This is a genomic window from Limnoglobus roseus (genome assembly GCF_008254045.1).
GTDB classification, from domain to species: domain Bacteria; phylum Planctomycetota; class Planctomycetia; order Gemmatales; family Gemmataceae; genus Limnoglobus; species Limnoglobus roseus.
This window is the reverse complement of sequence record NZ_CP042425.1, coordinates 4,991,540-5,016,681: the sequence shown is the minus strand read 5'-3', so window position 1 is coordinate 5,016,681 and position 25,142 is coordinate 4,991,540. Positions and strand designations below refer to the sequence as shown.

At 64.2% G+C, this 25,142-nt stretch carries 23 protein-coding genes; 12 read left to right on the top strand and 11 right to left on the bottom strand.

Annotated elements, in window-relative coordinates:
* The first annotated feature begins 102 nt into the window (after positions 1–102).
* Both PX52LOC_RS20950 and PX52LOC_RS20945 read left to right on the top strand, forming a co-directional pair.
* Complete coding sequence (locus PX52LOC_RS20950) at positions 103–1,122, top strand: zinc-binding alcohol dehydrogenase family protein (RefSeq protein ID WP_149111926.1); 1,020 nt, start codon at positions 103–105, stop codon at positions 1,120–1,122.
* A 1-nt stretch (position 1,123) separates the two neighbouring features.
* A complete protein-coding gene (locus PX52LOC_RS20945; RefSeq protein WP_149111925.1) occupies positions 1,124–1,924 on the top strand; it encodes a sugar phosphate isomerase/epimerase family protein in 801 nt (266 codons plus the stop codon).
* Positions 1,925–1,928: 4 nt separating this feature from the next.
* Here the strand turns inward: PX52LOC_RS20945 and PX52LOC_RS20940 are convergent, their stop codons facing one another.
* From PX52LOC_RS20940 to ppdK, 3 genes are all read right to left on the bottom strand, one after another.
* Positions 1,929–3,698, bottom strand: a complete 1,770-nt coding sequence (locus PX52LOC_RS20940; RefSeq protein WP_149111924.1) for a peroxiredoxin family protein — start codon at positions 3,696–3,698, stop codon at positions 1,929–1,931.
* A 54-nt stretch (positions 3,699–3,752) separates the two neighbouring features.
* Positions 3,753–5,522 (bottom strand): hypothetical protein, encoded by a 1,770-nt coding sequence (locus PX52LOC_RS20935; protein ID WP_149111923.1) that lies wholly within the window; start codon positions 5,520–5,522, stop codon positions 3,753–3,755.
* A gap of 254 nt (positions 5,523–5,776) precedes the next feature.
* Entirely contained in the window at positions 5,777–8,449 is a 2,673-nt protein-coding gene (gene ppdK, locus PX52LOC_RS20930; protein ID WP_149111922.1) for a pyruvate, phosphate dikinase, read from the bottom strand.
* 93 nt (positions 8,450–8,542) lie between these two features.
* Between ppdK and PX52LOC_RS20925 the strand changes: the two genes are divergently transcribed.
* Positions 8,543–9,043 (top strand): DinB family protein, encoded by a 501-nt coding sequence (locus PX52LOC_RS20925; protein ID WP_149111921.1) that lies wholly within the window; start codon positions 8,543–8,545, stop codon positions 9,041–9,043.
* On the opposite strand, the gene PX52LOC_RS20920 is transcribed toward PX52LOC_RS20925, so the two are convergent.
* Entirely contained in the window at positions 9,033–9,548 is a 516-nt protein-coding gene (locus tag PX52LOC_RS20920; RefSeq protein WP_149111920.1) for a hypothetical protein, read from the bottom strand. The genes PX52LOC_RS20925 and PX52LOC_RS20920 overlap by 11 nt on opposite strands.
* Positions 9,549–9,638: 90 nt before the next feature.
* On the opposite strand from PX52LOC_RS20920, the gene PX52LOC_RS20915 reads away from it, so the two are divergent.
* Genes PX52LOC_RS20915 through PX52LOC_RS20905 form a run of 3 tightly spaced genes read left to right on the top strand, consistent with a single transcriptional unit; the run spans position 9,639 to position 11,992 of the window.
* The gene (locus PX52LOC_RS20915; protein WP_149111919.1) at positions 9,639–10,118 is read left to right on the top strand and encodes an RNA polymerase sigma factor; all 480 of its coding nucleotides are present in this window, start codon (positions 9,639–9,641) and stop codon (positions 10,116–10,118) included.
* A complete protein-coding gene (locus PX52LOC_RS20910; protein ID WP_149111918.1) occupies positions 10,100–10,474 on the top strand; it encodes a hypothetical protein in 375 nt (124 codons plus the stop codon). Before PX52LOC_RS20915 ends, PX52LOC_RS20910 begins: the two co-directional genes overlap by 19 nt.
* 12 nt (positions 10,475–10,486) lie before the next feature.
* On the top strand, positions 10,487–11,992 hold the full coding sequence (locus tag PX52LOC_RS20905; protein WP_149111917.1) for a hypothetical protein: 1,506 nt from the start codon (positions 10,487–10,489) through the stop codon (positions 11,990–11,992).
* A gap of 84 nt (positions 11,993–12,076) precedes the next feature.
* Here PX52LOC_RS20905 and PX52LOC_RS20900 read toward each other — a convergent pair whose 3' ends face one another.
* Entirely contained in the window at positions 12,077–12,808 is a 732-nt protein-coding gene (locus tag PX52LOC_RS20900; RefSeq protein ID WP_218575124.1) for an aspartyl/asparaginyl beta-hydroxylase domain-containing protein, read from the bottom strand.
* Positions 12,809–12,981: 173 nt separating this feature from the next.
* On the opposite strand from PX52LOC_RS20900, the gene PX52LOC_RS20895 reads away from it, so the two are divergent.
* The 4 genes from PX52LOC_RS20895 to PX52LOC_RS20880 all read left to right on the top strand — a co-directional run bounded on the left by PX52LOC_RS20895 (position 12,982) and on the right by PX52LOC_RS20880 (position 17,440).
* On the top strand, positions 12,982–13,656 hold the full coding sequence (locus PX52LOC_RS20895) for a hypothetical protein (RefSeq protein ID WP_149111916.1): 675 nt from the start codon (positions 12,982–12,984) through the stop codon (positions 13,654–13,656).
* 132 nt (positions 13,657–13,788) lie between these two features.
* On the top strand, positions 13,789–14,889 hold the full coding sequence (locus PX52LOC_RS20890) for a substrate-binding domain-containing protein (RefSeq protein WP_149111915.1): 1,101 nt from the start codon (positions 13,789–13,791) through the stop codon (positions 14,887–14,889).
* A gap of 50 nt (positions 14,890–14,939) precedes the next feature.
* The gene (locus PX52LOC_RS20885; protein ID WP_149111914.1) at positions 14,940–16,451 is read left to right on the top strand and encodes a sugar ABC transporter ATP-binding protein; all 1,512 of its coding nucleotides are present in this window, start codon (positions 14,940–14,942) and stop codon (positions 16,449–16,451) included.
* Positions 16,448–17,440 (top strand): ABC transporter permease, encoded by a 993-nt coding sequence (locus PX52LOC_RS20880; protein WP_149111913.1) that lies wholly within the window; start codon positions 16,448–16,450, stop codon positions 17,438–17,440. Before PX52LOC_RS20885 ends, PX52LOC_RS20880 begins: the two co-directional genes overlap by 4 nt.
* Positions 17,441–17,443: 3 nt before the next feature.
* Here the strand turns inward: PX52LOC_RS20880 and PX52LOC_RS20875 are convergent, their stop codons facing one another.
* Positions 17,444–18,379: a helix-turn-helix domain-containing protein gene (locus PX52LOC_RS20875; protein ID WP_168219118.1), complete on the bottom strand. Its 936-nt coding sequence runs from the start codon at positions 18,377–18,379 to the stop codon at positions 17,444–17,446.
* A gap of 365 nt (positions 18,380–18,744) precedes the next feature.
* Here PX52LOC_RS20875 and PX52LOC_RS20870 point away from each other — a divergent pair, with 365 nt between their 5' ends.
* Positions 18,745–19,347: a sigma-70 family RNA polymerase sigma factor gene (locus PX52LOC_RS20870; protein ID WP_168219117.1), complete on the top strand. Its 603-nt coding sequence runs from the start codon at positions 18,745–18,747 to the stop codon at positions 19,345–19,347.
* Positions 19,348–19,351: 4 nt separating this feature from the next.
* On the opposite strand, the gene nagB is transcribed toward PX52LOC_RS20870, so the two are convergent.
* A complete protein-coding gene (gene nagB, locus PX52LOC_RS20865) occupies positions 19,352–21,223 on the bottom strand; it encodes a glucosamine-6-phosphate deaminase (protein ID WP_149111910.1) in 1,872 nt (623 codons plus the stop codon).
* A gap of 163 nt (positions 21,224–21,386) precedes the next feature.
* On the opposite strand from nagB, the gene PX52LOC_RS20860 reads away from it, so the two are divergent.
* The gene (locus PX52LOC_RS20860) at positions 21,387–22,124 is read left to right on the top strand and encodes a DUF7873 family protein (protein ID WP_149111909.1); all 738 of its coding nucleotides are present in this window, start codon (positions 21,387–21,389) and stop codon (positions 22,122–22,124) included.
* Positions 22,125–22,611: 487 nt separating this feature from the next.
* Here PX52LOC_RS20860 and PX52LOC_RS20855 read toward each other — a convergent pair whose 3' ends face one another.
* The 4 genes from PX52LOC_RS20855 to PX52LOC_RS20840 form a co-directional block, all read right to left on the bottom strand.
* Positions 22,612–23,394 carry a GDSL-type esterase/lipase family protein gene (locus PX52LOC_RS20855; RefSeq protein WP_149111908.1) on the bottom strand — a complete coding sequence of 261 codons (783 nt, stop codon included), beginning with the start codon at positions 23,392–23,394 and terminating at the stop codon, positions 22,612–22,614.
* Positions 23,395–23,494: 100 nt separating this feature from the next.
* Positions 23,495–23,920 (bottom strand): hypothetical protein, encoded by a 426-nt coding sequence (locus PX52LOC_RS20850; protein ID WP_149111907.1) that lies wholly within the window; start codon positions 23,918–23,920, stop codon positions 23,495–23,497.
* Positions 23,921–24,027: 107 nt separating this feature from the next.
* Positions 24,028–24,210 (bottom strand): hypothetical protein, encoded by a 183-nt coding sequence (locus tag PX52LOC_RS20845; protein ID WP_149111906.1) that lies wholly within the window; start codon positions 24,208–24,210, stop codon positions 24,028–24,030.
* A 100-nt stretch (positions 24,211–24,310) separates the two neighbouring features.
* Positions 24,311–25,126 carry a Mov34/MPN/PAD-1 family protein gene (locus PX52LOC_RS20840; RefSeq protein WP_149111905.1) on the bottom strand — a complete coding sequence of 272 codons (816 nt, stop codon included), beginning with the start codon at positions 25,124–25,126 and terminating at the stop codon, positions 24,311–24,313.
* Between the last annotated feature and the right edge of the window lie 16 nt (positions 25,127–25,142).

Below are 25,142 nucleotides of genomic sequence, written 5' to 3'. Positions count from 1 at the left end.
CGGGGGTGGTTCGTCAAGAGGAATCTGTTCGGGCGTACAGTTATTGTCTCGATCGGGATGCGGGGTATGCTGCCGAAACCTCCGCCGCGAAGAGACTCTCCGATGAAAGCGATCCAACTCGAACGCCCCGAAGTCTTCCGCGTGATCGACGTGCCGGAACCGCCGTCGCCGGCCGCGGGCGATGCCGTCGTGCGGGTCCACCGCGTCGGCATCTGCGGCACCGATTTCTCCGGCTACCTCGGCAAGATGCCGTTCTTCAGCTACCCGCGCATTCCCGGCCACGAACTCGGCGTGGAAGTCGTCGCCGTCGGTCCCGGCGTCACGCACGTCAAGGTCGGCGATCGGTGCAGCATCGAGCCGTACATCAACTGTCAGAAGTGCTATTCGTGCATCCGCGGCCACACGAACTGCTGCATGAACCACCAGACGCTCGGCGTCCACTGCGACGGCGGCTTGCAACGGCTCTTCACGATCCCCGCCCGCAAATTGCACGTCTCGAAGACGCTGACCTACGACCAACTCGCCCTCGTTGAGACGCTCGGCATCGGCTGCCACGCGATCAATCGGGCCGCCCCCAAGCCGACGGAAACGGTCCTCGTCATCGGGGCCGGCCCCATCGGGCTGAGTGCCATCGAGTTCGCGAAGCTGACCGGCGCGCGGACGGTCGTCATGGACATCAACGAACAACGCCTCGCGTTCTGCCGCGACCGCATGGGCATCAAGCACACGATCCGCGCCGACGGCACGGAGGCGAAGCAACTCGAAGACCTGACGCACGGCAACTGGGCCGATGTGGTGGTGGACGCCACCGGCAACAACAAGTCGATGGTCAACGCGATGAACTACGTCGCGTTCGCCGGCAAGCTCGTGTTCGTCGGCATCACGAGCCAGGAAATCACGTTCACGCAACCGCTGATGCACCGCCGCGAAATGTCGTTTCTCGCGAGTCGGAACGCGGTGTCGGCCGATTTCGCCCGGATCATTCAGTTGATCGAAGCGGGCCACATCGACACGAAGCCGTGGATCACGCACCACGCCGGGTTCGGCGAGATGATCGAGTTGTTCCCAAAGTGGATGAAGCCGGAAACGGGCGTCATCAAGGCGGTCGTGGAGATTGACTGACATGAAATCGGCCGTCACCATCAGCCTCGTCTCGGAAGCCCGTGGCGGGCCATTCGTCTTTCACGACGACCTCCCCGCCGCGTGCCGGACGGCGAAAGAACTCGGCTTCGACGCCGTGGAGTTGTTCGCTCCCGGGCCGAACGCCGTCGCCGTCTCGGACCTGAAAGCCGTCTTGGGTGACAACGGGCTGTCACTCGCCGCCGTCGGCACCGGGGCCGGGTGGGTCAAGCACAAGCTCACGCTGACGAACGCCGACGCGGGCGGGCGGCGGAAGGCCATGGACTTCGTGAAGTCGATGATCGACTTCGGCGCGAACTTCAACGCCCCCGCGATCATCGGCTCGATGCAGGGCCGGTGGGGCGACGGCACGGACAAGGCCACCGCGACCGGCCATCTCGCGGAGTCGCTCGCGGAACTCGGCGGGCACGCGGCCGCCTTGATCTACGAACCGCTGAACCGCTACGAGACGAACTTCGCCACGCGACTGGAAGAAGGGGTGGAGTTGCTGAAGCGGGTCGGCCGCGAGAATGTGAAACTGCTCGCCGACCTGTTCCACATGAACATTGAGGAAGTGAACCTCGCCGACGCGCTCAAAGCGACGGGCCGCCACGTGGGGCACGTTCACCTCGCGGACTCGAACCGCCGGCCGGCCGGGTCCGGGCACACCGACTTTGCGCCGATCGCGGCCGCATTGAAGGAGATCGGCTACGCGGGGTACGTCTCCGCCGAGGCGTTTCCGTACCCCGATTCGAAGGCCGCCGCTAAGGCGACCATCCAAGCCTTCCGCAAGCACTTCGCCTGACGGGTCAGTTGGTGAATTCCTTCGCGATGGCCTCGGCCTCGTCCGTGGCGTGGGCCTGCGGGTGGGCCTTCCGCATCCGCTCGACGGCCGCCTTCAACTCCTTGAGTTTCCCGGCGTTCGCCTTCTGGAACGCCGGGTCTTTCGGGCTGAAACTGCCGGGCAGGACGTTCAGGTCGGCCTCGACCTTCGCGACCGCCTCCAGGTCTTTTCGGGCCTTCAACTCGGCGGCGACCGTCTTCTCGTTCTTCAGCGTGCTCGTCAGTCGCTCGGCCTTCGGTGCCACGGGCGTTCCTTTGAACTCGGTGGCCACGCCCGAGGCGATGCGGTACGCTTCGAGCGGTTCGCCCTTCTCCTGCGCCGCGGCCTGATCCAGACGCTTTTGGGCCGCCGTTCCGAGCAGGTCCATCAACTTCCGGGCTTGTTCGCGGTCCGTGGTCGCGCCTACCGTGGTGGCGGGCAGCAACTTCAACATCACGGCGGGGATCGGCTCGCCACTGGTGAGGGCGTTCACGGCCGGCTGGACCGACGTGGCAACGTCCGGGATGGCGGCGTCCTTCAGGATCTTTCGGCCGACGGCTTCGCGGAGGTAGATTTCGCCGTCGGCGAGCGGGCCGCGGAACGCCCACTTTCCCTCGGCACTGTAGACCGCGGCGTGGCCGGACGGGAACGCCCAGTTCTGCCCTTTCGGCTTGGCCGGCATGTACGACGTGCCGACCAACGGGAACGGCATCCCCGGCGTTTCGGCCCGCCGAATCACGTCGTCTTTCTCCCGCGTGTAGTCGGCCGAGAGGATGACGACTTGGAAGCCGAACGGCCCCAACTCTTCGTGCCACTTCTTCAGCCACTTCAACGGGACCGCGTCATCGCCCGCCCAGAACGTGAAGAGCGTCACCTTCCCGTCGCACGACTTGGGGTCGAACTTCTCCCCGACGAGTTGAGGGCCGAGGTTGATGTCGGCCGGCTTGAAGTCGGTGCGGAACTCCGCGCTGCCGTCCGGCGGGCGGGCACCGGCCGCGCGGGCCTTCCCGGCGGGCAGGTACTTCGACCAGATGCCGTCCAAGAACTTGTACGTGGCGGGGTCGTGCTTCTGAATGTCGCCGCGGCCGTGCGGGAAGTAGTAGAGGTAGTCGAGGTACGCGCTCGACGCCTCGGCGAAGAACGAGCGGTCGTCGGTGGTGCAATAGGTCGTCTTGTCGTAGAGCTTGTGGGCCATCGCCTGGCGGTGAGCCGTGCGGATCGCGGTGGTTTCGCTGGCGAGGTAGTAGCCCTGGAATGCCCGCATGAAGACGTGCAACAGTTGCAGGTAGTTCGGCCGCGCGGTGTCCTGGTAGACTTCAGTCAGTGCCTTCGCACGGCACAGACCGACGCCGTTCACCTTTAACGGGTTCTCGTTCCGGCTGACGAGCAGCGCGCGGTCCGGGCCGTAGTACAGGGTGAACGTCTCGCCGGAGCGGCCGTTCGCCAGGCCACTCTTCTGATCCCACTCGACCCACAGCGGGATCGCGCGGAGTTTCTCGACGCCCTTGTCGTTGAACAGTTCGCAGATGTTCTTCAGGTCGAGTTCGATCGCTTCGAGGGGCTTCCGCTTGAACTTCCGCACGTCCGCGGCCAGCACGTCCTCGCTGACGGCCACCGTGAACCCGTCGATCATCTGAACCTTGTAGCCGGGGATGGCGTCCGGCAGGAGGGCCTTCTTCGGGGCGGGCTTGGCTTGCCCCTGAACGGGCGGAACCAGAAACCCGACGGCGACGAGAAGCGACAACAGGCGCAACATCACGGCCCCTCCGAAAAATGTCTTCGAGACATCTTACAGAGGGGCCGCGGGGCGTTACCCCGCGAATTCCTTGACGATCTGCCCGGCCTCTTCGGTCGCCTTGGCGTTGGGGTGGGCCTTCTTCATCTGCTCGTACAGCGCCTTCATCTGCTTGATCTGCGGCTCGTACTTCATCTGGAACTTGATGTCGGTCGGGTCGAAGCTCCCGCCCTGCGCGTTCAGGACCGCCTCGATCTTCTTGATCCCGTCCAGTTCCTTGCGGGCTTTCAGTTCCACCGCCACGGCCTTTTCCACCTTCAGTGAACTCACGAGCCGGTCCGCCTTGGCGGCGAACGGCGTCCCCTTGTACTCGGCGACGACCGACTCGGCGGTCAGGAACGCTTCGACCGGGTCGGACTTCTTCTTCGATTCGGCGAACTCCAACCGCTGCTGCACCGGCTTCGCGAGGGCGGCCATGAGCTTCTTGGCCGGCTCGCTCACGGCCGCGTCCGAGTTGGTCGTGGCGGGTTGGAGCTTGGTGATCACGGCCGGGAACGATTCCCCCGCCTGGAGGGCCGTCACGATCGGGCGGAGCGCCTTCGGCGCGTCGTCCGGCACGCCGGCGTCCTTCAAGATTTTCTGGGCGAGCAGTTCGCGGATGTACGTCTCGCCGCCGGCGATCTTCCCACGGTAAACCCACTTGTCGTCGGCGTAGACGGCGACGTGGCCGCCCGGTTCCGCCCGCAGTTGTTCGCCCGTCTTCCGGGGCATGAACGTGGTCCCCAGGACCGTGAACGGGAGCTTCGCCTTGCGCACCCGCTCGTCGACTTCGGCCTCTTCCTCGCGGTAATTCGCGTTCAAGATGACCGTTTGGTAGCCGTAGGGGGACAGTTCGTCGGCCCACTTCTTGATCCGCTTCATGTCGGACGCCTGAGTGTCGTACCAGTAGAAGAACGCGGTGACCTTGCCGACTGCGGCGTCGGGGTCGAACTTCGGCCCGTCGATGAGGCGGCCGAACTTGACCTCGGGGAGCTTGAAATCCATGCGGAACTCGTCCGCGCCGTTGGGTGGCCGGACCGCGGTCCGGGCCTTCCCACCGTCGGCGGCGGCCTTGCCCCAGATCGACTCCATCAGCTTGAACGTGACCGCGTCGTGTTTCTTGAGGTCTTCGCGAGTGTTCGGGAAGTACCCGAGGCGGTCCAGGTACGCGCACGTCATCTCGGCGAAGAACTCCATCTCGTTCGTGGCGCAGTACAGCGACTTGTCGTAGAGCTTGCGGCTCATCGCAAGCTTGAAGCCCGACTTGATGTCGGCGTTGTCGAAGCTCAGCAGTTGGTCGTGGACCGCGTGCGCGAACTCGTGCAGGAGCAACAGCGAGTCCGGCTTGGTCTTGTCCTGGTACTCTTCCGTCAGCGATTTCGTCAGGTGGATGACCACGCACTTCGCCTTCTCGGGGTTCATCCCCCGGGCGAGGGCCTGGAGTTGGTTGCCGCCGTAGTACGTGGCGTAGGCCCGACCCTGGCGGCCGTTCCCGAGGGTGATGCGCTCGTCCCACTCGGCCCACACGGGGATGTTCCGCAGCGTCGTCACCGCCTTCGCAGTCATCAGGTCGGTGACGTTCTTGAGTTCGAGTTCGATCGCCTCGACGGGCTTCCGCTTGTACTTGTCGACGTCCGCCTTGAGCACCTCGTCGCTCACGACCACCGTGAAGCCGTTGATCGTGTGAATCTTGTAGCCCTTGACGCTGTCCTCGGCCAACTTCTTCTTGCCGCCCTTTTCCTGGGCGGTGCCCGTTGTGGAGAACGCGAAACACAAAACCAAAGCGGCAATCAAAGGGCGTCGCATGACCGGGCCTCACGGGTGGGGAACTCGCTCTCGTCAGTGAGCAGAACTATACCAGAACGACGAGCGGAAGAAAACGGTTGTCAGAAAATGAGCGGGAACGGGGCGGGTGCTACGGGAGTAGTGCGACGACGGGGATCGTACCGACGGCTTGGCCGTTGAATATGACCGGCACATCCCGCCTCCCGACCCATAAAAGAAGGAGTGGCTTTCGCCACTCCTTCTCACGAATCACCAAGCCTGTTTCAACACGCTTGTTACTTATCCCGCTTCGCCCCTTCGCCCATCGCAGCCTGGGCTGCGGCGAGGCGGGCGATCGGCACCCGGAACGGCGAGCAGCTCACGTAGTCCAAGCCGATCTGGTGGCAGAAAACCACGCTGTCCGGGTCGCCGCCGTGCTCGCCGCAGATGCCGATCTTCAGGTGCTGGCCGTGCTTCGCCTTTCGGCTGTCGCGGCCCTTCTGGATACCGATTTTCATCAACTCGCCGACGCCGTTGAAGTCGATCGTCTGGAACGGGTCGATCGGCAGGATCTTGTTCGCCAGATACGTCGGCATGAACCCCTTGATGTCGTCCCGGCTGAAGCCGAACGTCATCTGCGTCAGGTCGTTGGTGCCGAAGCTGAAGAACTCGGCCTCCTCGGCGATCTTGTCGGCCGCGATGCACGCCCGCGGCAGTTCGATCATCGTGCCGATGGTGTACTCAACCTTCACGCCGGCCTTCGCCATGCACTCCTCGGCGACGGCGACGGCCCGCTTCTTGAGCATCGTCAGTTCTTCGAGCACGCCGACGAGCGGGATCATCAGTTCGGGCAACACCTTCTTGCCCTTCTTCTGCACGTCGATGGCGGCCTCGATAATGGCCCGCACCTGCATGTCACCGATTTCCGGGAACACCACCGGCAGGCGGCAGCCGCGGAAGCCCATCATCGGGTTCATTTCGTGCAGTTCTTCGACCCGCTCGAAGATCTTCTCGACCGTCGTGCCGACCTGCTTGGCGACCGCCTCGGCCCCGGCCTTGTTATCCTTCTGCGGCAGGAACTCGTGCAGCGGCGGGTCGAGCAGGCGGATGGTGACGGGCAGGCCGTCCATCGCCTCGAAGATGCCGACGAAGTCGGCCTTCTGGAACGGCTCGATCTTGGCCAGGGCCTTCTTGCGGCCTTCTTCCGTCGTGGACAGGATCATTTCCCGCACGGCGGCGATGCGGTCGTCGCCGAAGAACATGTGCTCGGTGCGGCACAGGCCGATGCCTTCGGCCCCGAACTCGCGGGCCTTCAGCGCGTCGGCCGGGCTGTCGGCGTTCGTGCGAATCTTCAGTTTGCGGCCCTTGTCCGCCCACTGCATGAGGGTGGAGAAGTCGCCGGTCATGCTCGGGGCGATCGTCTCGACCTTGCCGATCATCACGTCGCCGGTGGTGCCGTTGATGGTGATGAACTCGCCGGCCTTCACGGTCTTGCCCGCGATGGTGATCGTCTGGGCCGCCTCGTCGATCTTGACTTCATCGCAACCGACCACGCAGGGCTTGCCCCAGCCGCGGGCCACCACGGCGGCGTGACTCGCCTTACCGCCGGTGCTGGTGAGGATGCCCTGGGCCGCGTGCATGCCGGCCACGTCTTCCGGGCTGGTTTCCTTGCGAACCAGGATCAATTTGACGTTCGCGTCCTTCTCGTGCATCTCCTTGGCTTCCGCCGAGTTCAGCACGACCTTGCCCGTCGCGCCGCCGGGGCTGGCCGCGATGCCCTGGGCGACCGGCTTCACCTTCGACTTCGGGTCGAGTTGTGGTTGCAGCAGGTGGTTGAGCGAGTCGGCCGGGACTCGCTTGACGGCGTCGGTCTCGGAGATGTGCCCTTCCTTCGCCAACTCGACGGCGATCCGCACGGCCGCGGTGCCGGTCCGCTTGCCGCTGCGGGTTTGCAGCATGTACAGGGTGCCGTCCTGCACCGTGAACTCGATGTCCTGCATTTCCTTGTAGTGCTTTTCGAGCGTCTGCCGAATTTCCATCAACTGCTTGTAGACCTTCGGCATCTCGCTGTCGAGCTTGGCCATCGGCTCCGGGGTGCGGATGCCGGCCACCACGTCTTCGCCCTGGGCGTTGATGAGGTAGTCGCCGTAGAAGACGTTCTCGCCGGTGTTCGGGTCGCGGGTGAAGGCGACGCCGGTGCCGGACGTGTCGCCCATGTTGCCGAAGACCATCGCCTGCACGTTGACGGCCGTGCCCTTCAGGCCGCTGATGCGCTCGATGCGGCGGTACTCGATGGCCTTGTTGCCGTTCCACGAATTGAACACGGCGTTGATGGCGAGCATCAACTGCTTCTTCGGGTCTTGCGGGAAGTCGTCGCCGACGTGTTTCTTGTAAACGGCCTTGTACCGCTTCACCAGTTCCTTCAGGTCGTCGGCCGTCAGGTCGGTGTCGAGCTTGACGCCCTTCTCGTCCTTGAGCTTGTGGATCTCGTGTTCGAACTCTTCGTGCTCGCAGCCCATCGCGGTGCTGCCGAACATGTCGATGACGCGGCGGTAGCTGTCGTAGGCGAATCGCGGGTTGTTCGTCTTTTTCGCCAAGCCTTCGACGCTGGCGTCGGTCAGGCCGAGGTTGAGGATGGTGTTCATCATCCCCGGCATCGACAGAGCCGCCCCGGAGCGGACGCTCACGAGCAGCGGGTCGGCCGGGTCGCCGAACTTCTTGCCGCCGAAGTCGATTTCCATCTTCTTGACGGCCGCTTCGATCTCGGGGATCGCGGCTTCCGGGATCTTCTTGCCTTGTTCGTAGTAGGCGGCGCACACTTCCGTCGTGATGGTGAAGCCGGGCGGGACCGGGATCCCGATTTTGCACATCTCAGCGAGGTTCGCCCCCTTGCCGCCGAGAAGCTCTTTCTGCTTGCCGTCGCCGTCAGCCGTTTTGCCGCCGAAAGAATATACGTGCTTCTGAGACATGGGTTCGAGTAACCTCAAAGAGAGTGAAAGACGTCGCGAATCGACCGGGTAATTTATACGGTCGTCGAATCGAATTGCAAGAAAGGGGCACTCATGGCCAACTCGCTCAACCTGACCACGTTCCGTTTCGTCCTCAGTCACATCACCAAGGCGTGTGCCGACATCCCGGAGGAGCAAATGCGGGAACAGCCGCACGGGGTCAACCCGCCGGTGTGGATTCTCGGGCACATCATTACGACCACGAACACAGTCCTGAAGGTCATCGGCCAGCCGACCGTCGGCCCGGCGGAATACCGTGACTGGTTCGGGCCGAATACGAAACTCGACGCGATGCCGGCCGAACTACCGAGCAAGTCGCAACTGCTCGGCCACCTCAGCGAATTGTCCGAGCGCATTCTGGTGGAAGTGTCGAACCTGACCGAAGACGACCTGACGAAGCCGAACACGCTCGGCTTCCGGCCGGAACAACTCCCGACGATGCGGGACGTGTTCGAAGTGCTGTTGTTCACGCATCCGATGCTGCACGTCGGGCAACTGTCCACATGGCGGCGACTGCAAGGACTACCGTCGTACCTCGTGATCGCTAAGAAGTGAGGGCGGCGATCCGTTTCTTCGCTCCCTGGGCTGCGTAGTACACTTCACTCACCTGTTCGGCCGTCCCGAGAGCGGTCAACAACCGCTCCCGCCAGTCCGGCCTGGCCGCCACCACGGTCGCGGCCAGGCGGCAACCGAGCACCGCAGGCCACACCACCTCTTCACCGTAGTCACCGATGTACATGCCTTGGTCGAACGACGCCTGCGGGAACGACCAGTTGTCACTCGGCCTGGCCAGGAGGACGAACACGGCGTGGGCGACGGTGTCGTTGAACAGATTCAGTTCTTGCAACGCGGCCATCGCGTCCCACGCCACGGCTTGGTGTTCTGCGTTGGAGACGGACCCGTCTCGATCCGAGACTTCTCGCGACAATAGCAGACCGGCGAGCAGCGTCGTCACCTCGTCGTCGTTCACCTTGAGCCGGTGAATTTCTCGGATCGCTCGGTTCTTGTCGTCGGCCGTCCCGGTCCGGAGGGCGCGAACGATCTCAGTCACCTCGGCCATGTCGGGTTCCCCCTTGTTTCAACGCAGATCGTACAAAAACCTGCCCCTCTCGGGGGAAAAATTCCGGCCCCGCGTCGTCTTCCTTCTGACATGACCGTTCGGCCCCTTGCGGAACTGATCGACCGTCACGCCGCGGCGCTGGTGTTGTACGCCCGCCAGTGGTGTGGCACGCCGGACGATGTGGTGCAGGAGGCGTTCTGCCGGTTCGTCGCACAACGAAAACCGCCGACCGACCCGGCCGCGTGGCTGTTCCGCGTCGTCCGCAACGCGGCGATGGACGCGGGCAAGGCCGACCGCCGACGACGAACGCGGGAATCTCGCGTCGCGAAGGTCGAGTGGTTTGCGGAAGCGGAAGTCGAGGGACTGGACGCTGAGGACGCAATCGCCGCGTTGGAATCGTTGCCGCCCGATCAACGGGAAGTAATCGTCGCCCGACTCTGGGGCGGCCTGACACTGGAACAGGTTGCCGCGTCGGCCGGGTGTTCCGTCAGTTCCGCCCACCGGCGGTACGAGGCCGGCATCGCGGCCCTGCGGGAAAGGTTGGGTGTCGAATGTCCGAAGAAGATGTGATCTGCAAACTCGCTCGCTTCACTCCGGGTGCGGTTGACCGTGACGCCATGCTGTTCGCGGCCGGTCGGGCGTCGGTCCGGCCGGCGCGGGTCTGGAAGTGGGCGACAGTGGCATTAGTCGTTTCACAAATCGTCACGCTCGCCTTGTGGCTCGGGCCGACGGCGGAACAAACACCATCCCCAACCGTCCCGGCCGCGAACCCACCGGACCCCAACGAAGGGCCCTCGCCGCCCGCGGATCCGTACAGTTTGTTCGCGCTCACGCGAAACCCAAACCCACCGGCGGCAGCGGCCGTCGTCCTCGGCCCCTCGCCGCAGTCATCGCTCACGGCATTCTCCCGAAATTTCCAACCGTAATCGGAGGTCCTCATGCGTTCGATCCTGTTCCTGCTCCTGTGCGGCGTGGTCGCTTCCGCGCAACCGCCGAGCCAGGCCATTCCGACCAAGCCTGCCCCGGCCGACCCGAAAGACCTGCCCAAGCCGCAAGTCCGCGAGCCGAAGGACGGGAAGCTCACCATTCCGATCACCCTGCACCCGGCGGGCGTGAAGAAACCGTTGTCGCGATACTATCTCACGCCGCAGTACCCCGAGATGAAGCCCGGCAACCGCGTGCCGACGTTCATGCGCGCGTACATGGAGCAGGACCAATTCTTCTCGAAGGAGCAGCGAGAGAAGCGCGACCGCTGGGACCAACTCGCCCTGGAAGACCTGCCGATGGAAGAAATCAAGGCCTGTGGCGTGATCGGCGGATTGGCTTACCGCCCACTCGACAGCGATCAAGTCTTCAAGAGCCGCGGCCGGCCGCTCGGCGATGTCGATGAGGGCGCACGACAACTGTCGGCCGACTGGCAAATCTGGTTCAACATCCGCGAGGACGGCATCGGCACGCTGCTGCCGGAAGTGCAAAAGATGCGCGAACTGGCATACCTCTTGAAGTTGCGGATGCGGTACGAGATTCGGACGGGCGACATCGAGAAGGCCATCTACACCGCCCGCACCTTCCACGGGCTGGCGAGTTCGTTCGAGTCGCACCCCACGCTGATCGCCTTCCTCGTCGGGTTGGCCATCGAGAGCATTTGCCTGGAAGCGTTGGAGGAACTCGTCCAACAGCCGAACTGCCCGAACCTGTACTGGTCGTTCACGGAAATGCCGGCCCGCGTCCTCGACAACCGCACGGCCCTCGGCGGCGAACAGGTTCTGTCCTCGATCCTGTTCAAACCGTTCCTGGAAGCGACCGGGCCGATGACCGAGGCGGAACTGTACAAGCAGTTGAAGGTCTTCGACTCCGCGGCCGGCATGGCGGGCGAGCAAACACGGCTCAAGTATTCCCTCGACGCCCCGATTCGATCGACGGATAAGAAGAAGGTCGCGGCCGCCCGGAAGTTGCTCATCGACACGGGCATGAAGGCCGACTTGGTGAACCAGTTCCCCGAGCTTCAGGCCATCATCACGGCCGACGTGCGCCAGTACGAGATCACCCTCGACGACCTGCTCATCGCCAACTCGCTGCCGTTCGCGGACGCGATCAAGGTGTCCGCCGAGGTCGAGAAAAAGATGAACGCGGAAGGGTCGCCGATCGCGAAGGTGCTAACGCCGGCACTCCGCAAGATCACGGTCGCCCACACGCGGATTCAACAACGTCTGGCGTACCTCCGTGCCCTCGAGGCGATCCGCCTGTACGCCCACGAGCACGACGGCAAATTGCCCGCCAAGCTGAGCGAAATCAGTGTGCCACTGCCCCTCGACCCGGTGACGGGAAAGGCCTTCGAGTACAAACTCGCGGACGGCGTCGCGACGCTGCACGGCGGCGAGCCGACCGACGAGCCGAACGGCGGGAAGAACAACCGCTACTACGAGATCCGCGTCAAGAAGTGACGGCTTGGCGAGCCGCGTTCCGTAAGGAACCGGGGGAGTGTCGCGGATACTCACCCGGTTCCTTACGGAACGCGGCTCGCCAGGTTAAGCCGCCTGACGCTGCTTCAAGATCTGACCCGAGGTTGCCGCGAACTCTTCGGCCTTCTTTGCGACCTTCTTGCCGTAGGTGTGGCGGGCGACGACGTTCGTGATGAACAGGTTCAACAGGTTCGGCACCATCGGCAGCGGCCGCCGCACATCGACGATCAGCACCGCCCGAATGTCCGGGCTGTCGTTCACGACCTTGTGCGGGTAGCTGTCGTCGAACAGTACCGCCTCGCCTTCCTTCCACTGGTAGTCCTGGCCCTTCACCACCAGCTTCGGCGGCTTGCGGGTCGGCACACGAAGGCCGAGGTGGTAGCGGAGGTAGCCGAGGTACGGCCCCTCGTGTTCCGGGACCGACTTGCCGGGGTCGAGGACCGAGAAGAACGCCTGAATCAGCCCCGGAATCTTGTCCAACAGTCTGCACGTCTCGGGGCAGCACGCACGGTTCACGGCCGGCTTGTGGCCGAGGATTTCCAGCATGAACACCGACCACTTCTTCGCAGAGGCGTCGGAGATTGCCCTTTCGCCCTTGTCGATGTCGTGGTATCGCGGCATCGCCGCCGACTCGGCCATCAATCGCTCGAACTCACCGCGGATGACCGGAAACCCCTTCGTCAGTTTGTCCAGCGACGGGTAGGCCGTGGCGATGTCGAAGTACGCGGGCCGCTTGTCGCGTCCGACGAACGGCCCGAAGAAGCGGTTCACCGCCGTCTTGAAGATGTGGTAGTCCACGACACACTCGGACAAGAGGAAGCGGCGTCGGCACCCGGCGGCGGGTCGGTTCACCGTTTCAACCGTATCGACCCGCCCCCGACTCCAACTTGAATCCGAGCCACGGCGACTTCCCCTCGACAACGCCCCGCGCCACCGGTATTAAGCGGCGATTCACGGACTGGAGTGACCGCATGCGCGTCGCCGCGATGGTGTTGACACTCGCCCTCTGTGGCTGCCAGGATTCGCGGTTCTTCCGCACCGCCCGCGGCTTCATCAACAAGCCGATCGAGACGGGCGAGACGAAGGAAGCCTCGATCGCGGCGGCCGCGCGCGTCGATCAGATGGGCCGGCAGATTCTTTCGGCCAACATCTTCTGCGGCATCGACACCGGGTTCCAGACGATCGGCAACGAGGACCCCGTCCTCTTCCACCGCGGGCAGCAGAGCGTGTTCATCTCCGACGCCCTCGTGGACAAGTGCAAGACGGACGAGGAACTCGCGGCCGTGCTGTGTTCGGAACTCGGCAAGATGGTGGCCGAGAAGCGCAATGCCACGAAGATGGGCTACGCCGACCCGATCATGGCCATCACGTTGACCAACAGCGGCGAAGCCGGCGGCATCACGGGCGATCAGTTCCGCCTCGCCGAGTTGGCCGCGATCGAGAAGCGGACGCCGAAGAAGGTCGTGGACCGCGTCCTCGCCGAGACGACCGACCCCCGCCGCATCGCCATCGAGATGCTGAAGACCACCGGCATCGACGAGGGCGTCTACCCGAAGGCGGAGCAACTGTTGCGGGGGTCGAACAAGAACCGCGACATCATCCACCAACTCAACGGCGGCGGCAGCAAGCCCGAGTGGTCGAACTAATTCCATTTCCCTCGCCGATATCTCACGTTCTTCCTACTTCATCTTCACACAGATGTTGCCGAGTCCTCCGCCCGGCGTACATTTACTCCACAATCCTGCGGAACTCTCCCCTCTTCCGAAAGCGGGTGCGTCGTGGCCCTTCGTCTCACTTTCTTAACCGCCCTTGCCGCGTTCGCGGCCGGGTGCAGCAACAGTGGCAATAACAACGCCGCCAGCACTGTCCCGGCAGGCACCAAGCCAAAGATTGGCGTCGTCACGAACACCACCGACCCGTTCTGGGACTTGTGCGAAGCCGGGGCGAATAAGGCCGCCAAAGACTTCGACGTGGACCTTGTGTTCCGGCAGCCGGAAAAGCTGGACGCGGCGATTCAAATGCCGATCATCGACGCCTGGGTCAAGCAGGGGATGAACGGCATTGCCGTGAGCGTGATCGACCCGAAGGGGCAGGAAGAAGACCTGACGCGGATCGCGAAGAAGGTCAGCCTCGTGACGATGGACAACGACGCGGCGGAAAGCACCGGCCGGCTGTGCTACATCGGTGTGGACAATCACGAAGCCGGCCGGGCGGCCGGGCGGATGGTGAAAAAGGCCCTGCCGAACGGCGGCACGATCGCCCTGTTCATCGGCAACAACTCATCGGCCAACGCCGTCGGCCGCATCAGCGGCGTCCTCGACGAACTCGGCACGCCCGAGGCGAACGGCACGCCGGGCAAGCACCCGACGAAGCCAGAAGTGAACGGCAAGTTCTATGGCAAGTACTTCCTCGTCGACGGCGAAGCCAAGACCGACGGCGGCCCCGGCGAGAAGGCCGTTACGAACACCCGCGACGTGCTCGGCCGGTTGGAGGGTGTCACGGACATCTGTATGGTCGGCCTGTACGCCTACAACCCGCCGGCCATCCTCGAAGCGGCCCGTGCGAAGTCGCTGGTCGGCAAAATCAAGATCGTCGGCTTCGACGAGAACCTCGAGACCCTGAAGGCGATCGACAAGGGCGAGATCGAAGGGACCGTGTGGCAGGACCCGTTCAACTACGGGTACAAGTCGGTCGAGGTACTGGCGGCCGCGGCCCGTGGCGACAAGTCCAAGATCGTCGGCAAGGGCCAGATCCCGTACCGGCTCGTGACGAAGGACGGCGGCCCGGACCAGACGACCAACGGGTTGGTCATCCAAAATCTCAAGGCGGCAGTCGTCGAGAAGAAGATCCGCGACGACCTCGCCTCGGTGAAGAAGTAACCCATCTCGAACGCCCGGCGACCCCGTCGCCGGGCCTCGGACTCTCTCCCATGCCCACCGCACCCCGCCTTTGCATTACCGCCGCCCGCAAGCAATTCCCGGGGGTTCTCGCCCTCGACGGAGTTTCGCTCACGCTCGCGCCGGGCGAAGTTCTGGCTGTGGTGGGCGAGAACGGGGCGGGCAAATCGACGCTCATGAAGATCGTCGGCGGCGTGTACCAACCGGACGCCGGCGAGATGCAACTCGACGGCCAGTCTGTGCAGTTCAACGGGCCGGCCGCCGCCATCGCGGCCGGCGTCAGTCTGATTCACCAGGAACTCAACCTCGCCGAAAACCTGACCGTCGTGGACAACCTGTTCCTCGGCCGGGAGGCGACCCGCGGCGGGCCGCTCCGCGTTTTGGACCGGCGGACGACGACCCAACGCGCGCAAGAATTACTCACCCGCGTCGGGTTGCCCGCCAGCCGTGCGACCGCCCGCGTAGAGTCGCTGCCCCCGGGTGAAAAGCAACTGGTCGAAATCGCCCGTGCGCTCGGGCTGGACGTGCGCATCCTCATCATGGACGAGCCGACCTCCAGCCTCACGCAGCGGGAGACAGAAACGCTCTACGGCGTAATCGACGCGCTGAAGGCCACGGGCGTGTCGGTGTTGTACATCTCGCACAGGCTCGCGGAAGTGAAGCGCGTTGCCGACCGCGTGACCGTCCTGCGCGACGGCCGCAACGCGGGCGAGTTGAGCCGTGCTGAGATCAACCACGACAATCTCGTCCGTCTCATGGTCGGCCGGGACTTGAAGCAGTTCTACCCGAAGGACCACCGCAAAGGCGGCGGGTCGGCCATCTTCACGGTCCGCAACCTGCTCTACCGCAACGGCCCCGCGACCCCGGCAACGTTCGAAGTCCGGGCGGGCGAAATCCTCGGGATGGCCGGCCTGGTCGGGGCGGGCCGAACGGAACTCGCCGAGGCAATCTTCGGCGTGCGGACCGCCGTCGGCGGCGAGGTCGTCCTCAACGGCGAACAGCGCAAGATTCGCCGACCCGCCGACGCGATTCGGGCCGGCGTCTTCCTCGTGCCGGAAGACCGCCGATTGCACGGCCTCGTCCTGCCGGAGAGCGTCGGCTTCAACCTCAGCCTGCCGAACCTCGACCGCCTCACCAGTCTCTTCGGCGTTCGCCGCCCGGCCGAGAAGGAACTGCACAAGACCTGGATCGACCGCCTGCGCGTGAAGACCCCGAGCGCGAACCAGACCGTCGGCCTGCTGTCCGGCGGCAACCAGCAGAAGGTCGTCTACGGCAAGTGGCTGGCCCGCGGGCCGAAGTTGCTCATCCTCGACGAGCCGACCCGCGGGGTGGACGTCGGAGCGAAGGCCGAGATTTACGCCCTCGTCGACGAACTCGCCGGGCAGGGCGTCGCCGTCTGGATGATTACGTCCGACATGGAAGAACTCCTCGGCATGTCCGATCGCGTGCTCGTGATGCACGAGGGGCGGATCGCCGGGGAACTGGCCCGAGAAAAACTGACCGAAGAAGCCGTCATGCGGCTCGCAACGGGGGGAACAGCGTGACCCGAATTCTTGGTATCGTCGGGCTGGTGACGGCACTATACGCCGCCCTGCTGCTGTCCACCCCGCCGGCGGGGAAGACGGACAACCTGATCGACGTGGCCAACCTGCAAGGGCAGTACGGCATCGTCACACTCGGGGCCGCGCTCGTCATCATCGTCGGCGGCATCGACCTGTCGATCGGCTCGGTTGTCGGGTGTGCGGCCGTACTGTTCGGCGTCGTCATGAAGTCCGGCGTCCACCCCTACGCGGCCGTCCTGCTGGTGCTGGCGTTCGGCGCGACTGTCGGCCTGGTGAACGGCTTGCTCGTCACACGGCTGAAACTCCAGGCGTTCCTCGTCACCCTCTGCGGCATGTTCGTGTACCGCGGCCTCGCCCGCTTGATCGGCGGGACGGTCAGCCGGAACTGGGTGACCGACCCCCGCGACCCGGCCGCGCACCCGGAGTTCGACCAACCGCTCCGCGGCTTGCGATTCCTCACCATCGGCAAGGACTTCAACGGCGAACTCCTCTTCCCCGGTGAGTTTGTACTGCTGTTGGTGCTGGCCGCAGTCCTCGGTTTCTTCCTGCACCGCACCGCCTACGGCCGGTACTGGTACGCGATCGGGCACAACGAACTGGCGGCCGAGTACGCGGGCGTGAACGTGAACCGCCAGCGGGTGATGGTCTACGTGATCTGCTCCACCCTTGCCGCACTGGCGGGGGTGCTGTTGTTCCTGAACAGCCCGTCCGTGCAGTCCGACGCGGGCGGATCGAGTTGGGAACTGTTCGCCATCCTCGGGGCGGTCCTCGGTGGGTGCAGCCTGCGGGGCGGCGAAGGGACGGCGGTCGGCATGGTCCTCGGCGCGATGGTGATGCCGGTCGTCGATAACTTCGTTAACCTACGTGGCATGAAAAGCGACGGCATCCCGGCCGTGATCGGCTTGACGCTGCTCGTGGGCACGATCATCGACGAGGTCATTCGCCGCCGGTCGAAGGCAGGCAAGGTCTGACGGTTACAGTTTCTTCGCCGGCCGCCCCCGCTTCGGCCGTTGCGGCAGCGGGTGGAGGCTGCGGGCGAAAGCGGCGAGTTGCGTCATGCCGTCGCCAAACGTCGTGTACGGCAACCGCGCTCGTAGTTCCGGCGTCAGTGCCCGCCCGCCGAGGGCCACCGCAACGCCCCTCGCGTGGGCCGCGTAGTAGAGGTGCTTGTAATCCCGTTCGAAATCGTCCACCACCGGGACGTGCGAAACCGACACCCAGACCAACTTCGGCTTGAGTCGTTCGATGGTGGCGATGAGCGCCGCCGCCGGTGTATTCGGCCCGACGTTGACCGCATCCCACCCGGCTTCCAACAGCGTTAACTTCGCCATCAGCGTCGGCAGAACGTAGTGATCCCCCTCAATCGCCCCGCCGATGGCGACAGGTCGGTTCCGGGTCGCGTTCGCCAGAATCAGCCCACGGAGTTCGTACATGGAAGCGACCACCGCCTGCGTGATGCGGTGTTCCGTCGCCACGTCCACGCGGTTCAGTTCCCACTCGTGGCCGACAAATCGCATGGCCGGGGCGATCACCCGATCGGCCAGCGCCGCCATCGGCACCCGCGACTGATACGCGGCCCGAAGAATGGCCCGGATTTGGCCGCCGTCGATGCGCCGGATGGCGTCTTCGAGTTGTCGCTGAAAATAGGCCGGTTCGGCCGAATCACCGCGGGTCGTCGGCTTCAGCAACTCACACGGGTCGGCCGGCGGCAACTCCCCTTCCCGCGTCAATCGCAGCACGTCCGCAAGAACGAGTTTGCGGTGCCCGCCGGGCGTCTTGTGAGCCGGCAGAATCCCCTCGTCCACCCACCGCTTGATCGTCGTTACGCTGACGCCAACGGCCTTTGCCACCTGTTCGGTGCTCAGGTACGACGATCCCGGATCGGGCGGCGGGTCAGGAAGACGGTCCATGCAATTCTCGCCCGAGTGTGATCGAGTGTTCCACACCGCCCGACCGGGTTTCCGGCACCCGGCCTGCATAGTACCTTGACGCCGGACGTGCGGCTGGTAATAATACGGACGATTTGGACGTTTTAATCCCGGCCGCTTACCCACGGCATTTTATTCTAGCACCGAGGCCGAACGTGAATCCAACAACACGGCCCGTCCGCCGAACCCGACACCTGGATTGCCCGCTGCCGGGGTTCATTCGACACCGAGGGTTCTCGCACCCCTCAACCGCCGGGCAACTCGACCCGCGAGCGTTGTTGGCCGCGCCCCTGTCCGAAGTGGGCGGGTTTATGCCCGACGAGGTTTCCCGCGAACATTCGAAACGAATGCACTACACCGCCTACCGGATGCACACCGCCCGCACCCGCCGCGAGCTGCGCAAGTGGCAGCAATACTACTTGGAACTCCGCAACCGGATCGTGGTGGGAAACCGCAAGTTGATTTTCCGGGCCGTGCGAGCGTTCGCCCAGACGAGTCAAATGGCCGAAGACCTCGCGGCCGAGTGCCACATCATCCTCATCCACGCGGTCGTCGCCTTCAACCCGTGGATGGGCATCCGCTTCAGCACCTACGCCTACACCTGCCTGTTGCGGGCACTCTCGCGACAGGGCAAGCGTGCGATGAGGGATTTGGCCAAGCGTGCGCTTTCGCTCGATCAGTTCGTGGAAAGTGAGCCGCCGGCCGCGACGACCCTCGCAACGCCGGCCAACCACCAATACCGGCTGGACGAGTACCTGCGGGCCGACCACCCGTTGCTCTCGGCCCGCGAAAAGGTCGTCATCATCCGCCGGTTCAATCTCACCGAACAGTCCGAGAGCACGACTTTGGAGGACGTCGGGCGTGAAATCGGGTTGTCGAAGGAGCGCGTCCGTCAGGTCCAGGCGTCGGCAATCACAAAGTTACGAAAGGCCCTGACGGTTTCGCCGTGACCCGTCACTCCTCCCACTTCACGAACGCTTCCATCGCGTAGTACTCGGGCAGGCCGAGGGCGTCGAAGGTTTGGGCCGTGCCGAGGTTCCGGTCCTCCGCTCGTTGCCAGAACTCGCGGCGGTCGGTGCCGCCGGGGAACATGGCCTGGTCCTTCTGCGACTGGTGGCGGAAGATAGCCTGCTTCTTACGCTCTAGCACGTCCGATGACAGCGGCACGGCCATCTCAACCTCGTGCGGCTCCCACTCTTCCCACGCCCCTTTGTACAGCCACACGTCAAACATCTGCTGCTTGGCCCGCACGCGGCGGACGGCTTCGTAGACAGCTTCCGCGCAGGTGCGGTGCGTGCCGTGCGGGTCGGACAGTTCGCCGGCCACGTAGATCTGGGCCGGCTTGAGGCGCTCGAGGAGGGCGACGATGTCGTCGATGTCCTGCGGTTGGATCGGGTTCTTGGTGATCGTGCCGGTGCGGTAGAAGCGGAGGTTCATGAACTCCAACTGTTCCGGCCGGATGCCGCAGGCCAGGGCCGCGGCACGGGCTTCGGTGGCCCGGATCATTCCCTTCACGGCGAGCAAGTCGGGCGAGTCGGGCTGACCGGGTTTCTTCTCGTCGATGAACTTGTTCACGCGCTCCTTGATCGTGCCGGCCGACGACTTCTCGCCGCTGTCGCCGAACCCCGCGAGGAATTCGTCGACGAAGTCCACGAACCGGCGGGCGTCGTGGTCGAACACGGCAATGTTGCCGCTCGTCATGTACGCGATGTGAACGTCGTGCCCCTGCTCCACCAGGCGGATGATCGTGCCGCCCATGCTAATCACGTCGTCGTCCGGGTGCGGGCTGAACACCAGAATCTTCTTCCGCTCCCGCCCGGCCGGGTACATCTGAATCGTGGCGAGGCGGTCGTGAAAGACTTCTTCCCCGATCTTCTCGGCCGGCCCCTTCTCGCGGAGCAGTTCGTACAGGTGGTGGTCGCGGAAGTCGAAGTCGTTGAGTTTCTGCAAGCCTTTCTTGACGCTGAGCGAGAGGCCGACCACGGCCCGGCGGACCGTCTCGGGTGTCCAGTCGCACGGCCCGACTTCCCACGGCCGCTTGATCGCCGTCAGTTCGGCGGCGGCCGCCGAGTCGAGCAGGAAGGTCGCGTTCGTGTGGTCCTGCAGGAAGCTCGCCGTGATCGCCTCGGTCGGCGGCTGTTCGAGCGCCTTGTAGGTGATGGTCGCCTTGTGTTCGCCGAAGGACATGAGGAAGATGCGGCGGGCGTCCATGATGCTCGCCACGCCCATCGTGATCGCCTGGGCGGGCACGTTCTCCTCGCCGAAGAAGCCGGGGGCAGCGTCGCGGCGGGTAATGCTGTCGAGCGTCACCATCCGCGTGCGGCAGTTGTGCGGGCTGCCCGGCTCGTTGAACCCAATGTGCCCGGTCCGGCCGATACCCAGAACTTGAATGTCGATCCCGCCGGCCGCCTTGATCTTCTGCTCGTACTCGGCACAGAAGGCGTCCACCTCGTCCGGCCGCAGGGTGCCGTCGGGGATGTGGATGTTCTCCCACTTGATGTTGACGTGGTTGAACAGCGTCTCGTGCATCCAACGGAAGTAACTGTGGGGGTCTTCCTTCGGGATCGGGTAGTACTCGTCGAGGTTGAACGTGATGACCCGCGACAGGTCGAGGCCGTCTTCCTTGTGGAGGCGAATGAGTTCGCGGTACAGGCCGACGGGCGTGGACCCGGTCGCGAGGCCGAGGACTGTCGGCTTGCCGGCCGCGTTCCGCGAGCGGACGAGTTTATCGATCTCCCGCGCGACGAACTTCGCGGCGGCCCCGCTACTCGGGAAGGCGATGGTGAACACCCGCGTGTGCGGAAGGTTGTGGGCCGAGGGAGCCATACGGCGTACATCTCCGAAAGGTGCGAGAGGCTTCTTGAGGGGCTGTTGTACGGCTTCCGGAATTGGCGGGGAGGCATTGCGGCCGGACCTGCGAACCCTCACGTTCGAGCGGTGTCCTTCGTATCATCACAACCAAGTTCAGACGACCGCACGGGGAACGCACATGCCGAAGCTCAATCAGGTCAACGCCATCGTCACGGCCCGGAAGGGCGAGGCCGAGAAAACGATCACGGAACTGTACAAGCTCATTCAAAAGGATCAACTCTTCGCCGGCCGCGAACGGACGTACCGGCCGCAAGACGAGGTGAACGGCCAGAAGTTGCCGCCGGAATCGCAGCGGGTTCAGCAGCGGGCCGACGAAATGATCCGCGAAGCCCGGGCGAAGTGGACGGAGGTGTGGAACCTCGTCTTTACGCAAGACACGGGCAACCAGCAGGCAAAGGCCGACGTAACCGTCGAGGGGAAGACGATCCTGGCCGGCGTGCCGATCACGTTCTTGCTGTACCTCGACAAGCAGGTCAACGACCTGGAGACGTTCATCGGCAAATTGCCGACGCCCGACCCGGCGGAAGAGTGGACGCACGACCCGAACACCGGGCTTCTGCGAAGTCGCGCGACCGAGTCGCTACGCACGTCCAAGGAGCCGACGGTCATCGTAAAGTACGAGGCGACGGAAAAGCACCCGGCCCAGACGGAACTGTTCACGAAGGACATCCCGGTCGGCACGTGGACGCAGATCCTCTACAGCGGCAGCCTCCCGGCCGACAAGAAGAACGCGATCCTGGCCCGCGTTCGGAAGTTGCAGGATGCCATCAAGGTCGCGAAGGAGCAAGCGAATCTGCTGGAGGTGGATCGCCAAAAAGCGGCTGACGCGGTGTTCGCGTTCGTGTTCGATGAGTAAAGGGAACGGAGGTTTTTCGGCATTCCACCGAACCTCGATCGCAGATTCCCTATCTCATCTCATGCACAGGCGTGCAGAACTGAGGCTGAGGTTTCGGCTGAACCGTAGATCGACCGCATGTGTGGGTTCGAGTCCCACCCCCTTCATTCCCAACCACGAAGGGGTAGCCCAAGGGCAGAGGCCGGCGACTACTCCCAGGCTTAGGTTGTTACACGCCAAAAATGAACCCGCGTTGGAGGTGTTTCAATCGACGATCGACCATAGACCAACGATTGCGGGTTCGAATCCCGCCCCCTCAGCTTCAGCCGAACAATCACACTGGGGGGTCGCCTAACGGCTAGGCAGTTGGTATCAGCATCAGGGTCGACGACCGGAAACTGTGGACACCTGTTCCATCAGGACCATCGCACCACCTTATACAAGGTGTCACCGCCCCGCCGAGAGTGCTATCTCGGCGGGGTACTTTTTTGCCCATCTGGTATCGCCCTTACTTCTTCAGCAACTCTTCCACCGGCTTCGCGATGGCGTCGGCCCAGATTGCGTAGGCCGGCTCGGACAGGTGCAGGAAGTCGGGCATCGTCTTCTTGGCGAGGCCGCCCTTGTCGTCGAGGAACTTGTCGCCGATGTCGAGGTACTTCACGGCCTTGCCGTCGTCGAACTTCGCGAGCAGGTCGTTAACCAGCTTCGTCTTCGGCTGCAACTCGTCTTTCGCGACCATCGTGACCCCTTTCTCATTCAGTTCCTTGCCGGGCTTCGCGCTCCGCGGGAAGACGCCAAGGAGCAGCACCTTCGCCTTCGGTTTTTGCTTGTGAAACTCGTCCAGAATCGCCTTCACACCGGCCGCGACTTCGTCCGGCGTGTTGCTGCTGAAGTTGTTCGTGCCGATCATCATGACGATGACCTTCGGGTCGACGCCGTCGAGTTCCTTGCCCTCCGTGATCCGCCAGAGGACGTGCTGCGTGCGATCGCCGCCGATGCCGAAGTTGGCGGGGGTCCACTTCTCGAACTTCTCCGCCCACACCTTCTTGCCGTTCCCCTCCCAGCCCTGCGTGATCGAGTCGCCGACGAAAAGGACGTCCACCGGCCCCTTCTTGGCCCGGTCCAGGAACGACTGGTGCCGCTTCATCCAGTTGGCATCGCGGGGGACCGGCTTGACGGCGTCATTCGGCTTGGCCGGCGAGTCTTGCGCAAGACCGCTCGTGCGGAGCGTCAACAAGCTGACGGCCGCGGCGAACAGCGCGAGGGCGGGGCGACGGTGGAACGCGAACATGGGTGTACCCACAAAGTGAAAAGGTGGCGTGTGGCCGGGAGAAAGGTCCGGCGGAAATATTCAACGAGGTGCCATCTTCGCCGTCAACACGAGCGGGCCGTTACTTCGCCTCGGGCAACGGCCACTCGCCGGTGTCGTGCCAGATTTCGTAGCACGCCAGCCACCGCCACGCAGCTTGCACCGCGAAGATGCAGGTAAACTTGGCCGGATCCCAGCGGCTCGTGGTGCGCGTCGAGCCTTGCCGCCACAGGCAGAGCGTCTGACCCTCGAGCAGGTGCGGGCAGTGTTTCAACGGCGTGAGGACGCGCGTCTCCGGCGGCACGGTTGGGTAGCTCGAAAGTAACCGCGTCTCGACGGCGTAGAGGTTGTGCGTCGGCTTGAGGTGGTAGTGCAGGACCAGCGAGCCGGCCACTCGCAGCACGCGGATGCGGTAGTCCGGGTCGCGGCCCTCGTTGTACTTCTCGATGACCGGCAAATCGACGGACAACAGCCGCCGCTTGCCGAGTTCGGTGTCCAGTAGGCCCATAAACGAATTCGGAATTCGGAATACGAAATGCGGAGTTCAAAACCAGAATCGGCCCATGCGATCGAGGTTTTCCATTCCGAATTCCGCGTTCCGAATTCCGCACTTCTTCAGTAGTGGCACGGGACGGACTTGATCGCGTTAATGACTTCTTCGTCCGGTACTTCTTCGGACGTGCCCAAGAAGCTCGTGTCCTTGCGGTCGAGCAAGAGCACGCGGTTGCCGTCGGCGTTGCCGCGCAGGGCCGTGACCAGGTTACGCCGTTCCAGTTCGCTCAGCGGTCGGAAGTCCATGTTGGAAACCCTCCCGTTCGGGCCGTCTCTCCAGACCGGCGGACATCGCCGGTTGAGTCCCGAACACCCACACCCCGGGTCTTCCACCGGGGGTGATTCGTCATCCGCGGGCCGCGAGTTCCGCCAGGAGTAGGTACACGCCCTGGTCCGGTTCCGCGCCCGCCGGCAGGTCGGCTTGAAACACCTCGCCGCCCGCCGCGTAAAAGAATCGCACGCTCTTCTCGTGGACTAACAGCCGAATCGACTGGCCCGGTTCGGCGAGCGGCACGCTCACCGCGAGGCCGGGTTGTTCGTCGTCGGTCGTCACCGCGAACCGCACGTTCGCCTGCTGCCGGGCGAGGCGGTCGAGTCGCCCGGCATGGGCTTCGATAATCGGCCACACGCCCCGCAACAGTTGGGCCACGTCGGGGCCGATGGTCAGTTCCACCGGCAAGTTTTGGTAGCTCGCCTCGCCGTGCGTCAAACTATACCAGTCGAACCGCAAGTCTTTCAACTTCTGCACGTGCGGTCGGGGGTGTTCGCCGACGGTCGCCTCGTGCGTCTCATCATCGACCGTACCGATGGCGAAAATGCCCTGCCGACCGCGGAGTCGTTTCACCCACTCGCGGTCGCCGCGGAGGTCGCCGCCACTCGGGTGCCGGAGCGTGCCGGGGTGCGTGTGAACGACGCCGAGTAACGTCAACCGGCGGTCGTCCTGCCGCACGATTCGACTCGCCAGCGCCTGGGCTTCCGTGTTGAACCGCACGTGCTCCTGGCCGGCGTCACGGTTCGCCCCTGCGGGCAACGTCGCTAGCACGGTGGCCGTGTTCGTCTCGCGTAACCCGAGCAAGACCCAGCCGGTTTCTTCGGTGCCGCGGTCCGTCTGCCGGTGAGCCGCGTACTCGCCGAAAAGCGTTCGGCTGACCTCGTCGGTCAGGACGACCCGCGCGAGG